This window comes from Streptomyces sp. NBC_01016 (assembly GCF_026341035.1).
Lineage (GTDB): Bacteria > Actinomycetota > Actinomycetes > Streptomycetales > Streptomycetaceae > Streptomyces.
In genome coordinates this window covers 5,346,703-5,361,319 of the sequence record NZ_JAPEOQ010000001.1, presented here as the reverse complement: position 1 = coordinate 5,361,319, position 14,617 = coordinate 5,346,703, and the positions used below count along the sequence as shown (strand labels likewise).

The window sequence follows — 14,617 nt, the reverse complement described above, 5'->3', positions numbered from 1 at the left end:
CATCTCACAGTGCGGTAGTTGAACGAAAGCGGGCCCGGTACTCCGACGGCGCGACGCCGAGCCTGCGATGAAACGTGCGGCGCAGCGTCTCCGCCGTGCAGAAGCCGTGCCGCCGGGCGATCGCCTCCAACGGCTCGTCCCCCTCGGCGAGGGACCGCTGCGCCGCCTCCACCCGCACCTGCTCCACGTACCCGGCGGGCGTCACGCCCGTCTCCGCGGTGAAGCGGCGCTGCAGATGACGCGGGCTGAGGGCGGCATGCGTGGCGAGGTCGAGGACGCTGTGCCGGGCGCCCGGGTCGGCCTGGATCGCGGCGACGGCGGCCCGGATCGGGTCGGTGGCCGGCGGCCGCGTCGCCATGGCCACGCTGAACTGCGCCTGGTTGCCCGGCCGGCGCAGGAAGAGGACCAGCTCGCGGGCGACGGCGTGCGCGGCGTCCCGGCCCAGGTCGTCCTCGACCAGCGCCAGAGCGAGGTCCATGCCCGCGGTGACCCCGGCCGAGGTCCAGATGCGTCCGTCGCGGATGAAGATGGGACCGCAGTCCGCGGCGATCTCCGGGTGCTCCGCGGCGAGTTGACGCTCGCGGGCCCAGTGCGTGGTGACCCGCCGCCCCTCGAGCAGGCCCGCCGCCGCCAGGAGGAAGACCCCGCTGCACACGGAGGCGACGCGCCGGGCCCCGGCCGCCGCCTCACGGACCCAGCCGACCAGCTCCGGATCCTCGCGGGCCCGGTCGACACCCCGGCCGCCGGCCACCACGAGCGTGTCCACACCCGCCGGGTCCCGCTCGGCCAGGGAGTGCTCGGCGTGCAGCACCAGCCCGCTGCGCGAGCGCACCGCGCCGCCCGTGGGGGCGACGATCTCGCACGCGTACCGGCCACCGAGCCGGTCGCCGTGCTGGAACACCTCGTACGGGCCGACGAGGTCGAGCGACTGGAACCCGTCGAAGATCACGAAAACGATGCGGCGCTTTGTCACACCTCAACGTTCAGCGACCCCACCCCATGGCGTCAACGACACGCACCCCACAGATCGTGCCATGAGGGCAGTGACGCTCGGAGACGTGCCGGGCACGTCTACTCCATCAGGGAAACCGCGAACGCCACGACGATCAGCCCACTCGCCAACCCGACGAGAACGAGGCGCAGAGCGGCCTCCCGGTTCCGAGGTGGTCGGGAGCCATCACATTCGCGGGGCGGTGGCCCCTGCCCGAGCACGGGTGAATCGAGCCGGTTCGCATCGGTCGGCTCGGACTGTTCCTCTTCCTCGGCGCGCACGGTGTTGCTCATACCGGGGAAACGACACTGCACCGTGCACGGGCGCGGACCTGCCCGAACCGTTATGCCGCCCTCACCGAATCGGCACAGCCACCCGGCCCCCGCGCGACTCCGCGTAACGATCGCGGCACTTCGGCGGCGAGTGGTCCCGCGGCACTGCACGGTGTGGTGCATGTCCGATGCCACTGACCGCCGAGAAGGCGCACACGCGACGCAACACGGTGTCATCGCCGTGGAGCGCATGGACGGGGCTGCCGCGGTGCACGCCGCAGGCGCGTTCAAGCTGGTCTATGCCGAGGCGTTCGCCGGTCCCCCGTACGACGAGTCCGAGGACGACGTCGACGCTGCCTTCCGCCGCTTCCCCGTCCAGGCCCGCAAGCCCGGCTTCCGTTCTGTCCTGGCCCGTACCGAGGACGGCGAGCCGATCGGCATGGCGCACGGCCACCCCCTCGGGCCCGACACGGTGTGGTGGGACGAGTTCACCGAGCCCGTGTCCGACGACATGCGGCGCGAGGACGGGCAGCGCACCTTCGGGCTCATGGAACTCGCGGTGCGCCGCGCGTGGCGTGGACGGGGTGTCGCTCGGCGTCTGCACACGTTGCTGCTCGACGGCGTCGGAGCCGAGCGGGTGCTGTTGAACGTCCACCCGGCGAGCGGGGCGGCTCCGGCCGCCTACCGGTCGTGGGGATACCGCAAGATCGGCCAGGGTCGGCCGGGAGGCCAGGCAGCCGTGGACCTCCATGACGTGATGCTGCTCGACCTGCGCTGAACTCGACCTGCATTGAACTCGACCTGCGTTGAAGCGGATCCGTCAACTCACCGTGCGGGAGCGGCCATTCGCTCCGGCCGCCGTTCTTCACACTCGCACCAGATCCGCGCTGACGGTCAGCTTCTCGTTCGCGTCGACCTCGTCACGCATGCGCTCGATACGGGCCCGGGTACCGGCCAGCGCGTCCGATCCGAGCAGGAGCCGCAACGGCGGTTGTTCGGTGTCTACGACAGTGGCGATCGCGGCGGCGGCACGGGCGGGGTCACCGGGCTGGCGACCGGAGACCGCCAGGGTGGAGGCCCGGCGCCTGCCCGCGGTCTCCTCGTAGTCCGCGAGGTGTGTCCCGGACTGCCGCATCGAGGACCCGGCCCACTGGGTGCGCAGGCCACCGGGCTCGACGAGGGTGACCGCGATGCCGAGGGGAGCCACTTCCGCGGCCAGCGACTCCGACAGCCCTTCGAGGGCGAACTTCGTGGCGTGGTAGTACCCGGTCCCGGCGAAGGCGGCGAGGCCCCCGAACGAGGACACGTTCACGATCCGCCCCGACCGGCGGACCCGCATGCCCGGCAGCACCGCCTTGAGAACGGTGACGACGCCGTGCACGTTGGTGTCGTACAGCGCCCGGACCGCGGCGTCCTCGCCCTCCTCCACCGCGGCGAGGTATCCGTAGCCGGCGTTGTTGACCAGGACGTCGATGCGCCCGTACTCCTTCTCGCACGCCTCGACGGCGGCGGCGACCGACACGGGGTCGGTGACATCCAGCGACAGGGCGAGCGCACGGTCGCCGTGCGCGGCGGCGAGAGCGGTCACGCTCGCCACGTCGCGGGCGGTGACGGCCACCCGGTCCCCGCGCCCGAGAGCGTGCTCGGCGAGGGCCCGCCCCAGTCCGCTGGAGCAACCGGTGATCAGCCACACGGGCGCACCCTGGCCGTCCGCAGTGGAGGTCAAGTCGGCCAACTCATCAAATGCTGCTGTGTCTTGGTTCGTCATGCCATCAGTGCAACAGGGCTTCGGTGTGCGTGCCACGCCCCCTTGAGGGTGGCCCTCAGAGGGTCAGGCTCATGGAGCGGCGTCGTCGTTCACCGCCGACGGTAAAGTCCCACCTGATGACTCGCGACGACGGCAACCAGGACGACAACCGGCTCGGTTCCTTCCTGCGCAGCCGACGGGAGCGGATCGACGCCGCTTCGGCCGGCGTCGTCGACAACACCCGGCGGCGGGTCAAGGGTCTGCGCCGCGAGGAGTTGGCGCTGCTCGCCGGCGTCAGCCCCTCGTACTACACGCGCATCGAGCAGGGCCGCGACCGGCACCCCTCCCGCGAGATCCTCCAGGCCCTGGCCGGGGTGCTGCGCCTGGACGACACCGAACGCGGCTACCTCTGGAGCCTCGTGGCCCCGGCGCTCGCGTCCGCCGACGGCCAGGAGGCGGCGGATCCGGTCCGCACCGTGCGGCCAGGAGTGCTGGTGCTCCTCGAGCGCTGGGCCGACCTGCCCGCCCTCGTCGTCGGGCCCGGCCGCGACGTACTGGCCGCGACCGCCCTCGCGACCCGCGTCAACCCGGCGTGGAGCGCGGGGCACAACCTGATCGAGTTCACCTTCCTCGACCCGCGCGCCCGCGAGGTGTACCCCGACTGGGAGAACATCGCCGTCCAGGCCGTCGCGGGCCTGCGCACCACCGCGGCGGCCCGACCCGGCCAACTCGACGGATTCGTGGCGGACATGCGGGAACGCAGCGAGACGTTCCGCGCCCTCTGGGACTCCCATGAGGTGTACGACCGGGTGACCGGCGAGAAGCGGCTCGCGGTCGACGGCCTCGGCGAGGACGGCGTCCTCACCCTCGACTTCGAGACGTTCGCCCTCGCCGGGCCCGAAGGGCATGTGCTGTACGTGTACTTCCCGCGCCCCGGCAGCAAGGACGACGCCGCGCTTCAGGGGCTCGCCCGACGGTTGGAGCGAGGATTCAGGCCACCGGGATGAGCGGGGTGTCGAGGAGACTCCGGTCGCCGTCGGCGCCGTGGGCCAGCGCGGCGGCGACATCCTCGTACGGGGCGCCGAGCCGGATCGCGCTGACCTCGTCCAGCTTCTGGTAGTGGTGCGGGGCGAGTTCGACGTTCAGGGCGTCGAGGTAGCCCTCCAGGTGGGCCGGCGTGCGGGGCCCCACGATGGGGATCAGCGAGGTACCGGCCCGCGCCGCGCGCTGACGGAGCCAGGCGAGGGCGACCTGGACCGGGCCGGTGCCCAGCTCTTCCGCCACGGCGAGGACGGCGTCGAGTACGGCGGTGCGCTGGTCACCGCCCTCACCGACCGTGCCGTCGGCCGCGGCCCGCGCGCTGAGTCGCCCCTGCTCGCCCTGACGGTACTTCCCGGTCAACAGGCCGCCGGCCAGCGGTGAATAGAGGACGACGCCAAGACCGTGCGCTTCGGCCATCGGCAGGAGTTCACGTTCCGCGGAGCGTTCGGCCAGGCTGTACTCGGTCTGGACGCCGACCAACGGCATCCGTCCGCTCAGCTCCGACCTGACGGCGGCGCCCGCCACCCTCCAGGCCGGGAAGTTCGACAGGCCGCCGTAGCGGATCTTGCCCGCCCGGATGAGGTCCTCGAAGGCGGCCAGGATCTCCGGCATCGGCGTGACCCCGTCGGGAAAGTGCGGCATGAAGACATCGACGTAGTCGGTCCCCAGCCGCCGCAGGCTCGCCTCCAGGGACCGGATCATGGTCTTGCGGCTGTTGCCCGTGGTGCCGGGGCGGACCTCGGCACTCCTGGACCCGGTGTACTTGGTGATCACGACGTAGTCGTCGCGCTCGCGGCCCAGGAGCCCGCCCAGGACGGTCTCGGCCTCGCCGTTCTGGTAGATGTTCGAGACGTCGAAGGTGGTCCCGCCGGCCGCCACGAACGACTCGAAAATCTTCCGCGCCCCGTCCGGGCCCGCCGCTGCCGGGGCCGAGCCGAAGTTGGCCGTGCCCAGCACATACTCCGACACCCGTAGGCCGCTGTGTCGTCCGAAAGTCTGGTAGCGCATGGGATCCTCCTCGGATTCTGCGGTACGGTCGACGACACTAACACGTAAAACGAACGGTCATTCTCTTATGCCGAAGGTCAGCCAGGACCACCTCGACGCCCGGCGTCAGCAGATCATCGACGCCGCCCGCGCCCGCTTCGCCGAGCACGGCTTCGCACGCACCTCCATGCCCGACATCGTCAGGGCCTCCGGGCTCTCCACCGGGGCGATCTACCGGTACTTCAAGGGCAAGGACGAGATCGTCGCCGCGATCTGCGAACAGTCGAGCCGGGCGCTCCCCGCGGAGCTGACCGCCGAGTCCATCCACGAATTCCTCGAGCACATTCGCACCCTGGCGCGCGACGAGGGCCACGCCCGGCTGGTCGCCCAGATCTACGCCGAGGCCGCCGTCTCGCCGAGCCTCGCCGCGCTCGTCGACCGCCAACTCGAGGAACTGCGTGGGGCAGTCGTCGCGCTGCTGCCCGGCCACGAACCGGCGCGCGCGGGCCGAATCGCCGAGGCCTTCGTGGCTCTGTGCCAGGCCTACAGTCAGCAGCTTGCCGTGCGGGGCGACGTCGATCCCGCCCCCTTCACGGATGCTCTGGTCGCGATCACCCAGTCGTAGGCGAGGAGTTGGTACGCCTTCTTTCCGATCGCTCTGCTGCCTTAGCGCCCGTTGCGGCAGCGGTCACGCGACTCCTTGCATCGGCCGCACGCCTGGTCGGCCGTCCCAGTGCGATACCGACCAGGACCAGGGCCATGCCCGCGGCCTGGCGCACGGTGAGCGGTTCCCCTCCGAGCGCGACGCCGAGGGCCACGCCGGTGACCGGGTTGAGCAGGCCGATGAGGCCGACCGTGGCGGCGGGCAGGTGGCGCAGGCCGGTGAACCAGGCGACGAACGCGAGAGCCGTGGCGATCACGGCCGTGTAGGCGAGTGCCGCCACACCGGGGGCGGCGAGCGGCGGGGGTCCGCCCTCGAAGACGAGGGCCGCGACGAGCAACAGCACGCCCCCGAAGGTGAGTTGCCAGGCCGTGGTGGCCAGGACCCCGGCATCGGAATCCCAGCGCTTGGACAGGGCGTAGCCGATCGAGGACGAGGCGAGAGCGCCCACCGAGGCGAGCAGACCGGAGAGGCTGGGCGACCCGGCCTGGCCAGCCAGCATCAGCACCACACCGCCGAGCCCGATCGCGGCCCCGGCCAGCGGCGCCATCCGCGGCCGTTCGGACAGCAGGACCCACGCGCTGAGCATCAGGGCCGCCGGGGACAGCGCCATCAGCGTCGAGGCGGTCGCCGTGGTCAGCTGGTGGGCGGCGACGTAGACGAGCAGGAAGAACGCGCTGGTGTTGAGCAGTCCGAGCACCGCGGACCGCCACCACCAGGCGCCACGCGGAAGCTTGCGGGACAGGGCCAGCAGCAGACATCCGGCCGGCAGGGCCCGCAGCGCGGCGCCCCACCAGGGACTGTCGGCCGGGAGGTACTGATGGGTGACAAAGTAGTTGGCGCCCCAGGCCACCGGGGCGAGCGCCGCGACGGCACCCCACCGGTAAGTAGTTTCCATGGAAGCTAATATAGCTTCCATGGAAGACAACTCGTCCGGTGCGGACATGCCTCACCCGGACATGACTCCCCCGGATACCGCTCACACCGCTCACCCGGATCCCGCTCCCAAGGATCACGTCGCCCGCATCCAGGCCGCCTGGCGACAGGAACGCCCCGACCTCGACGTCGCACCGCAGGGCGTCATCGGCCGCCTGCACCGGATCGCGACGCTGCTCACGCAGGAGCTGTGCACGGTCTACGGCCGATACGACCTCAGCGAGGGCGAGTTCGACGTACTGGCCGCCCTGCGCCGCGCCGGCGCCCCCTTCGAACGCGCCCCCGGCGAACTGGCCGCTCACACCATGGTCACCACCGGCGCCATCACCAAGCGCATCGACCGTCTGGAGCGCGGGGGCCTGGTCGCGCGGCGCCGCGCCACGGGGGACGGACGCGGCCGGGTCGTCGCCCTCACCGACGCGGGCCGCGCCCTCTTCGACCGGGCGTTCACCGACCACATCCGCAACGAACACCGGCTCCTCGCCGCGCTGCCGCCGTCCGATGCCGCGGCCCTGGAACACCTGCTGACCTCGTGGCTCGCCCAACTGGAGCCGCCCGTACCGGCGCCGGAGCGCGACCGGCCATAGGTGCCGGGCGCGCTCCGGGGCGGGTAGGGGCAGTTCAGGTCGCCGCACCGCTCGCCGCGCTCCTCGATCGCCGAGGCATTCGCAGCTCTGTGCCAGGCCTACGGTCAGCAGCTTGCTGTGCGGGGCGATGTCGATCCCTCCCCCCCCTCCCTTCACGGATGCTCTGGTCGCGATCACCGAGTCGTAGCCGCGTTCGCGTAGGGGCAGAGCATGTCGACAGCGATGGGTGCTGGGTAGTCAGCCCAACAGGCGTCGGACTGGCGGTGTCTCGGACGTCTACCGCGCGCGCATGGACCGCAGCTGCGGCCTGGTCTGCTTTGCGTCGTCGGCCCGGGTCGCCAGCCAGGCGGCGAGGGCGGCGGGGGTGGGCTTGTCAGCTCAACGACCTGCTGATGTCGCTGGCGGCGGACGCCTCCGGACCTCCGACCGCACAGCCGTCGGACGAATCCTGACGGGTCTTGCATACTGCCGCGGCAACGCGGATCTGTGCCAATCTTTGGCATGCGAATTCTGGTGGCCGAGGACGAGCGTTTCCTGGCGGACCTGGTGGTCGAGGGACTGCACGATGAGGCAATGGCGGTCGATGTCGCCTATGACGGGGCCACGGCGCTGGAGCGCCTCGCCGTCAACGACTATGACGTACTGGTACTGGACCGCGACCTGCCCCGGGTGCACGGCGACGAGATCTGCCGCACCGTGGCCCAACTCGGGTCGCGGGTACGCATCCTGATGCTGACCGCCTCCGGCGCGGTGCACGACCGGGTCACGGGACTGAACCTGGGGGCCGACGACTACCTGGCCAAGCCCTTCGCCTTCGACGAACTGGTGGCGCGGGTCCGCGCGCTCGGGCGCCGCGCCGGGCCGCCGCTGCCCCCGGTGTTGGAGTGCGGCGACATCAGCATGGACACGGCGCGCCGACAGGCGTCCCGTGATGGGCGCTACCTGGCGCTGTCGCGCAAGGAGTACGCGGTCCTTGAGGTGTTGATGCGGGCGAGGGGCGCGGTCGTCAGCACCGAGGAACTGCTGGAGCGGGCCTGGGACGAGTACACGGACCCGTTCACCACGGTCGTCAAGGTGACGATGAGTAAACTCCGCTCCAAGCTCGGCGATCCGCCCGTCATCGTCACCGTGCCGGGAAGCGGCTACAGGCTTTGAGCCCGCATGAGCCGGTGCCGGAACGCTCGTTGGCGGGCCGGCACCACTGTGTCACCGGCCCGCCAACTGCATGGCTCAGATTGCCCCGCGACGAGCGGGGGACCACGACCGCGTCGGTGCGCGCGCAACTGCAGCACCAGGCATGCATGTCCGAAGTAGCGGATCCGGCCGCCGTTTTCGATGTGCCGGTCCGGTGCGAGGCTCGGCTCGGGGGCGAGCAGCCGGTCCAGCTGGGCGGCCTGGTCGCCGTTGAACTCGAGCGCCTCGTGCAGGGGGGCGGCGGTCGTGCCCTCATCAGCTTGTCCAGACCGGATCGGCAGACCCCGTACCCGCTGGAGGAGATCCGCAGAGCCCTCACGGCACGCCACGGTTGAGGATTCACCGCCTCCATACCAGCGATCTGCACCAATGGAACCTCGGATACTGGTGACCGAGTCACCGTCCCAGGAAGCAGGTACAGGGTATGAGGCCGGTACGGGGCATGCGGCGCTTCGCCTCTGTGATCAGCGGCTCGGTGCAGGCCAAGATCACGCTGCTCTACGGCGGTGTGTTCACGATCATCACCCTCGCGGTGCTCAGCAGCGTGCAATGGCTCCAACAGCGGTTCGTCGACGCCAAGTTGAACGACTTCGTATTCACCGGACCGGTCTCCGCGATCCCCTGTCCACCGCGACGCCCGGACGTTGCCTGTTCGACCGGTCCCTACCAGCCGTCCAAGGCCAGTCCCGTCGACGCGGCGGCCGGCCCGAGCCGCAGCATCTTCGACGGGAACGAGGAACTCCACAAGGACGTGGCAAGCACCCAGCAGATCTTCGCCCTGATCGCCATCGCCGCGATGATAGTGCTGGCGTTCGCGGTGTGCTGGTGGCTCACCAGACGGATCCTGCGCCCGCTGCACCGCGTCACCGCCACCGCCCAGCGCCTGTCGCTGTCCACCCTGCACGAACGCATCGGGCTGACCGGACCGCAGGATGAGCTGAAGGACCTCGCCGACACCTTCGACGCGATGCTCGATCGGCTGGATCGCGCCGTGGCGAGCCAGCGCCGCTTCGTCGCCAATGCCTCCCACGAGCTGCGCACTCCCCTGGCCATCCAGCGAACCGCGATCGAGGTCGGGCTGACCAAACCCTCTGCCGAGCGGGTCTCGCGGATCCGCGACGAACTGCTGCGCGCCACCGAGAGGTCCGAGCGGCTCATCGAGGGCCTGCTCGTTCTCGCGCAGGGGGAACAGGAACTCCTCGACCGGGACCCGGTGGATCTCGCCGCCGTGGTCACTCAGGTCGTCGGAGAGCATCTCCCCTTCGCCGAACGGCGCGGCATCACCCTCACCACCTCCACTCAGCCGGTCGTCGTCGCAGGCGACGACACGCTGCTCACCCGCCTTGTCGCCAACCTGGTACAGAACGCGATCCGGCACAACAACGCGGGCGGTTACGTCATCATCGACCTGTCCGCCGCCGGCGGCCTGGTGGTCTGCAACTCCGGCCCGCACGTCCCTGAGGACAAGGTGGACGGGCTGTTCGAGCCGTTCCGGCGGCTGCCCGCAGACCGGACCACATCGTCCGAGGGCGCGGGCCTGGGGCTGTCCATCGTCTCCGCCATCACGCACGCCCACGACGGCACCGTGCGCGCGACGGCCAACTCCGAGGGCGGGCTCTGGGTCACCGTGACCCTACCGGCCCACGCTCCGGCGCCGTCCGCCTGAGCCTCGACTCCGCCTGCGGCCGCAGGCGGAGTCGAGGCCGGGCCTCAGGCTCCCGGTTCCGTGCGACGCGTCTCCATCCATTCGGCTATCGCCTGCCATGCCCGGCTCAGCATCTCGGGCAGCATCAGGTTGGTGTGCCGGCAAGGCAGGCCGACCGCCGCGATGGAACCGCGGACGTAGGGCTCCCAGAGCCGCAGCCGTTCGTCCGGCGTGGCGTTCTCGCCGCCGTCCTCGGCGACGACGAGCAGCAGGTCGCCGTCGAAGACACCGAGCTCGTGCCGTCGTCGCATCTCCGTGTTGTTGCGGAAGATCTTCGCGATGAGGAGCAGTTCATCCTCCGAGATACCGTCGATGACCTCGCCGATCTCCTCCCTGAACCGAGCCGCGATCTCGTCCTCCGTGACGCCGGCGGACTCCCCGGCCCCGACAACCTCGCCAGGTCGGACCGGCTCGTTCAGCACCTCGTCGGGCGCCGTGGCGAGCAATGACAAGGTTCGGCGGCCACGGTGGGAAAGACGGTGCGCAGCGATTCATGGCGCACCAGCAAATCCCGGAGAGCCGCGCTCAATGCCGCGACATCCAACGGGCCGTGCATTGCCAAGGCAATGACGTTGTCATAGGTGAGACCCAGCCGGCTCGGCCATTCCAGCCCATGCGGGGAATAGAGCAAGGTGTGTCTGAACAGGGTCGCCGCGGAGCGGTGGCCGACGGCCGTCAGCCCTCGTCGGCGCCGATCTGCTTGTTGCAGGCGCTGAAGGCCTTCACCAGCTTGTCGTTGTCCGCGGTGCCTTCGATGGTGACGTCCAGCGTCCCGGGCTTGGGATCCTTGGCATTGACGCCTTTGTTGCGCAGGCACTCGGCCTTCTTCAGCGCCAGGTCCTTGTCGGCTTCCGTGATGTCCTCGTTGATGTCGTCGCTGGGGGCGTACTTCGCGCAGGCCGCCCGTGCCGCTTCGGCTTTCGCCTTGGAACCGCCGTCGGGCTTCTCGATATTGCTGTCCTTGTCCCCACCCTGGTCCGCGGCGGGTTCCGGAACGTCGACCCCTTGCTTGGCCATGCACTTGATGAACTGCTGCATGCGGTCGTAATCGGCGTCTCCCTGCGAGGGCGCGCTCTTCTTCGGGGATGAATCGTCGCCGCACGCGGTCAGTCCGAACATGGCGGTGGCCGTCAAAGTCACCGCGACGATAGTGAGTTTCTTCATGCTCACCAGCATGGCAACCGCCAGGTTTCGCCCCGGTGACCGTCAGCGTTAACCGAACTCTTACAGAGATCGCGGAGCCGGAGCAGCACACGGCAAACGGATGCCTCCGCGCCCATGAGCGGACGCGGAGGCACCCTGACGGCCGGCCGGGGGTTGTCGGCCGTCGGTCAGGTGGTAGCGAGGGCCTCCGTGGGAGTGAGGCCGGCGGCGCGGCGGGCGGGGTAGATACCGGCGACGGCGCCGATCGCGACGGCGGCCAGGGCGCCGCCCGCGATGGCCTGGCCTGGCAGGGTCAGGGGCCAGTCGCGGTAGAGGGCGTAGCCGAGGCAGGCGCCCAGTCCGATGACCACGCCGGCGGCCCCGCCGAGTGCCGACAGGCTCACCGACTCGGTGAGGAACTGCATCCGGATCTGTCCTCGGGTCGCTCCCAGCGACCGTCGCAAGCCGATCTCCTGCCGGCGCTCCAGCACCGAGATCACCATGATGTTGGCGATGCCGACGCCTCCGGCCAGCAGCGCGATGGCACCGAGGCCGAAGAACAGCGCGTTGAAGGTCTCCTCCGCGGCGGCCTGGGCGGTGAGCGCGTCGGAGGGGCGGCTGACCTGAACTTCCTCCGGGTTCTTGGGGTTGATGGTGCGCCCCAGCACGTCGCGCACCGACGACACCGTCGCGTCCGTGGACCGCTCGTACAGGGAGGTGACGTGTCCGTCGAACCCGAGACGGGCGGCGTAGGGCCAGCCGATCAGGGCCGAGCGGTCGATCTCGGGGGCGAGCGGGAGCTCGTCGAGGATGCCGACGACCAGGAACCACTGGCCGCCGATGAACACGTTCGCGTCGGCGCGGTCGATGCCGAGCCGGTCGGCGGCATCGGCGCCGAGCACCACCGACGGATACCGGCTGGTGGCGGAGTTGAGGAAGGCGCCTGAGCGCACCGTGCCGCTGAGCGTTTTTAGCAGGTTGGTCCGGGTGGCCTGTACCGCGACGCCGCTGGTCTTGGCCGAGGAGATCTTGTCCGTGCGTCGGACGGTCGCGTCCTCCACCAGGCCGATCCCGGACACGCCGGTCACGCCGGGGATCCGGGAGACCATGCCCTCCGCGTCCGTGGGGAGCTTCGCGGCATCGCCGCTCAGCGTCGTACCGGGTTTGGCGGTGAGCAGATTGGTGCCCATTTCCTCGATCTCGGCCATCAGCCCGGCCCTGCTGGCGCTGCTGAGGCCGACCAGCGCGACCATGGCGGCCACCCCGATGGCGATGCCCAGCGCGGACAGCACGGCTCGCAGCGGCCGGCCACGCAGTCCGTCCAGGCCTACCGCGACCAGGTCCCTTCCGCGAAGTCGGGATGTCTCGGGCAGTTCTTTCATGTCAACACCCCTGTATCGGCCTGGACTTGACCGTCGCGGATCTCCAGTCGCCGCGGCAGCGCGGCCGCAACGTCCAGGTCATGGGTGATCACCACGATCGCGGTGCCATCCCGGTTCAGCTCGCTCAGCAACTGAAGCACCCCCGCGCCGGACGCCGAGTCGAGGTTGCCGGTCGGCTCGTCGGCGAGCAGCAGCGGCGGATTTCCCACCACCGCCCGGGCGATCGCGGCCCGTTGCTTCTCTCCGCCCGACATCTGCTGCGGACGATGGTGCAAACGGTGACCGAGGCCCACACGCTCCAGCGCCGCCTTCGCCCGCAGCCGGCGCTCCCGGAGCGACAGGCCGTGGTACAGCAGGCCGGTCGCGACGTTGTCCAGGGCGGACAGGTGCGCGGTCAGGAAGAACTGCTGGAAGACGAACCCGATCCAGTGCGCCCGTACCGCGGACAGCCGCCGGTCGGGCAACGTGGCCACGTCGTGTCCGTGGATCAGGACCCGTCCCGAGCTCGGCCGATCCAGCGTCCCCATCAGGTTCAGCAGCGTCGACTTGCCCGACCCCGAAGGGCCGACGATCGCAACCAGCTCACCGGCCCTGATGGTGAGCGATGCCCGGTACAGGGCCCGCACATTGCCGCCGTAGACCTTGCTCGCCTCCTCCACGGCGATGACCGCGGCCGGCTCCTCCGCCGCCTCGACCCCTGCGGTCATGAGCGCGGCACCTGCACCTTCATGCCCTCGCGGAGGTCGCCCTTCACCTCGACGTTGTTCCCGTCGAAGATGCCGAGCTCGACCCGCACCGAGCGCACCTTCCCCCGAGGACTCACCACCTTCACCCGGTAGCCGCTGCCGGCGGCCAGCAGCGAGTTGATCGGCACCGCCAGTACGCCCTTGTGCTCGGTACTGGTGAACCCGACCGTCGCCGGAGCACGGTCCAGGTTCCCCGCGCTGTTCTGCTTGTCCAGCTCGACGTAGACCGGGATGGTGGCATCCTGCGTGCCCTGCCCGGTCTGGGACTGGGAGTTGCTGCTGCCCGCGGTCGCCACCTTGCCGACCGACACGATGTGCCCCTGGGTGGTCTTCTTTCCCGGCAGTGTCACCCGGACCTTCGCCCCCTTCTTGGCGATGTCCTGATCACTGACCGGCACGTCCACCGTGATCCAGCGCTCGGTGCTGCTGGCGGTGAACAGGTTGCCCTTGGCCGGGGCACCCGGCAGCGCCTTCACCTCGGTCACCCGGATCGCATCCTTCTGCACCGCCACTTCACCCGGCTTGACCACTCCGTTCTCGGTGACCCCGAGAGCCTTCTGCCACTCCTTCACGGCCGACTTGGTGGCCGAGCTGAACTCCTCGTTCACGGCCAGGTAGCCGCCGTAGCCGAGCGCCTGCAGATTGCGTTCGAGCTCCAGCACGTCGCGTCCGTCGGACATCCCGACCTTCAGATCCCGCCACAGCGGCACCGACCCGTAGATGAGCGGGACGGCACGGCCGTTCGCCTCGAAGACCCGCTCGCCCCGCTTGATCACATCGCCATTTCCGGGCAGCCACGTGAGCCGTCCGGAACCCTCGGCGAGCACCGTGTAACTGCCTCGATAGCCCAACGTCCCGTCTATCTCACTGGTGTTGACCATGTTCGTGCGGAGCACCTGCTTCGTCGGCAGCGATGACAGTTGCTGCTTGGGCGCACTGTCGTCATCGCGCCCCACCACATACACCGCGGCCGTGGCACCCATCGCCAGCACCACGGCCACGCTCAGCGTCTTCCAGGGCACGCGCCGGCGCCCGGCCGGCGGCGGCTCCTCCTCGTACTCCTGGTGCAGCTTCTGTTCCAGCTCCAGCTCCTGTTCCTGTTCCGGAACCCGCGCCTGGGCCGTGGTCTCAGACTCGAACATGATTCAGCCTCCACGTGTGCCGCTCGGCACGGCACGTCGGGCCGAGGGCGAGGACGACGGCCTTCATGGCCCCGGGACTTGAA

Annotated in this window: 16 protein-coding genes; 6 read left to right on the top strand and 10 right to left on the bottom strand. The window is 70.1% G+C overall.

Features of this window, described 5'->3' with window-relative positions:
- Nucleotides 1–4: 4 nt before the first annotated feature.
- The gene (locus OG746_RS24110; protein WP_266717773.1) at nucleotides 5–973 is read right to left on the bottom strand and encodes a GlxA family transcriptional regulator; all 969 of its coding nucleotides are present in this window, start codon (nucleotides 971–973) and stop codon (nucleotides 5–7) included.
- Between the two features lie 98 nt (nucleotides 974–1,071).
- A complete protein-coding gene (locus OG746_RS24105) occupies nucleotides 1,072–1,284 on the bottom strand; it encodes a hypothetical protein (RefSeq protein WP_266717771.1) in 213 nt (70 codons plus the stop codon).
- A gap of 229 nt (nucleotides 1,285–1,513) precedes the next feature.
- Here OG746_RS24105 and OG746_RS24100 point away from each other — a divergent pair, with 229 nt between their 5' ends.
- Nucleotides 1,514–2,041, top strand: a complete 528-nt coding sequence (locus tag OG746_RS24100; protein WP_266719162.1) for a GNAT family N-acetyltransferase — start codon at nucleotides 1,514–1,516, stop codon at nucleotides 2,039–2,041.
- A gap of 87 nt (nucleotides 2,042–2,128) precedes the next feature.
- On the opposite strand, the gene OG746_RS24095 is transcribed toward OG746_RS24100, so the two are convergent.
- The gene (locus OG746_RS24095; RefSeq protein ID WP_266717769.1) at nucleotides 2,129–3,031 is read right to left on the bottom strand and encodes an oxidoreductase; all 903 of its coding nucleotides are present in this window, start codon (nucleotides 3,029–3,031) and stop codon (nucleotides 2,129–2,131) included.
- A 116-nt stretch (nucleotides 3,032–3,147) separates the two neighbouring features.
- Between OG746_RS24095 and OG746_RS24090 the strand changes: the two genes are divergently transcribed.
- A complete protein-coding gene (locus tag OG746_RS24090) occupies nucleotides 3,148–4,017 on the top strand; it encodes a helix-turn-helix domain-containing protein (protein ID WP_266717767.1) in 870 nt (289 codons plus the stop codon).
- Here the strand turns inward: OG746_RS24090 and OG746_RS24085 are convergent.
- Entirely contained in the window at nucleotides 4,001–5,059 is a 1,059-nt protein-coding gene (locus OG746_RS24085) for an aldo/keto reductase (protein WP_266717765.1), read from the bottom strand. The genes OG746_RS24090 and OG746_RS24085 overlap by 17 nt on opposite strands.
- A 67-nt stretch (nucleotides 5,060–5,126) precedes the next feature.
- Here OG746_RS24085 and OG746_RS24080 point away from each other — a divergent pair, with 67 nt between their 5' ends.
- Complete coding sequence (locus OG746_RS24080) at nucleotides 5,127–5,663, top strand: TetR/AcrR family transcriptional regulator (protein ID WP_266717763.1); 537 nt, start codon at nucleotides 5,127–5,129, stop codon at nucleotides 5,661–5,663.
- Here OG746_RS24080 and OG746_RS24075 read toward each other — a convergent pair.
- The gene (locus tag OG746_RS24075; protein ID WP_266717761.1) at nucleotides 5,650–6,597 is read right to left on the bottom strand and encodes a DMT family transporter; all 948 of its coding nucleotides are present in this window, start codon (nucleotides 6,595–6,597) and stop codon (nucleotides 5,650–5,652) included. The genes OG746_RS24080 and OG746_RS24075 overlap by 14 nt on opposite strands.
- A gap of 61 nt (nucleotides 6,598–6,658) precedes the next feature.
- On the opposite strand from OG746_RS24075, the gene OG746_RS24070 reads away from it, so the two are divergent.
- The 3 genes from OG746_RS24070 (at nucleotide 6,659) to OG746_RS24060 (ending at nucleotide 10,082) form a co-directional block, all read left to right on the top strand.
- Nucleotides 6,659–7,222: a MarR family winged helix-turn-helix transcriptional regulator gene (locus OG746_RS24070; protein ID WP_266719160.1), complete on the top strand. Its 564-nt coding sequence runs from the start codon at nucleotides 6,659–6,661 to the stop codon at nucleotides 7,220–7,222.
- Nucleotides 7,223–7,723: 501 nt separating this feature from the next.
- Complete coding sequence (locus OG746_RS24065) at nucleotides 7,724–8,377, top strand: response regulator transcription factor (protein ID WP_266717759.1); 654 nt, start codon at nucleotides 7,724–7,726, stop codon at nucleotides 8,375–8,377.
- A gap of 463 nt (nucleotides 8,378–8,840) precedes the next feature.
- Nucleotides 8,841–10,082 (top strand): sensor histidine kinase, encoded by a 1,242-nt coding sequence (locus tag OG746_RS24060; RefSeq protein ID WP_266717757.1) that lies wholly within the window; start codon nucleotides 8,841–8,843, stop codon nucleotides 10,080–10,082.
- Nucleotides 10,083–10,126: 44 nt separating this feature from the next.
- Here OG746_RS24060 and OG746_RS24055 read toward each other — a convergent pair whose 3' ends face one another.
- The 5 genes from OG746_RS24055 to OG746_RS24035 all read right to left on the bottom strand — a co-directional run bounded on the left by OG746_RS24055 (nucleotide 10,127) and on the right by OG746_RS24035 (nucleotide 14,534).
- Nucleotides 10,127–10,573 (bottom strand): hypothetical protein, encoded by a 447-nt coding sequence (locus OG746_RS24055; RefSeq protein WP_266717755.1) that lies wholly within the window; start codon nucleotides 10,571–10,573, stop codon nucleotides 10,127–10,129.
- Between the two features lie 223 nt (nucleotides 10,574–10,796).
- Nucleotides 10,797–11,297, bottom strand: coding sequence for a hypothetical protein (locus OG746_RS24050; protein WP_266717753.1), 501 nt, complete (start codon nucleotides 11,295–11,297; stop codon nucleotides 10,797–10,799).
- 155 nt (nucleotides 11,298–11,452) lie between these two features.
- On the bottom strand, nucleotides 11,453–12,646 hold the full coding sequence (locus OG746_RS24045; protein ID WP_266717751.1) for an ABC transporter permease: 1,194 nt from the start codon (nucleotides 12,644–12,646) through the stop codon (nucleotides 11,453–11,455).
- Entirely contained in the window at nucleotides 12,643–13,353 is a 711-nt protein-coding gene (locus OG746_RS24040) for an ABC transporter ATP-binding protein (protein ID WP_266717749.1), read from the bottom strand. The genes OG746_RS24045 and OG746_RS24040 overlap by 4 nt, the downstream gene beginning before the upstream one ends.
- Nucleotides 13,350–14,534 carry a peptidoglycan-binding protein gene (locus OG746_RS24035; protein WP_266717747.1) on the bottom strand — a complete coding sequence of 395 codons (1,185 nt, stop codon included), beginning with the start codon at nucleotides 14,532–14,534 and terminating at the stop codon, nucleotides 13,350–13,352. The genes OG746_RS24040 and OG746_RS24035 overlap by 4 nt, the downstream gene beginning before the upstream one ends.
- Nucleotides 14,535–14,617 lie beyond the last annotated feature (83 nt).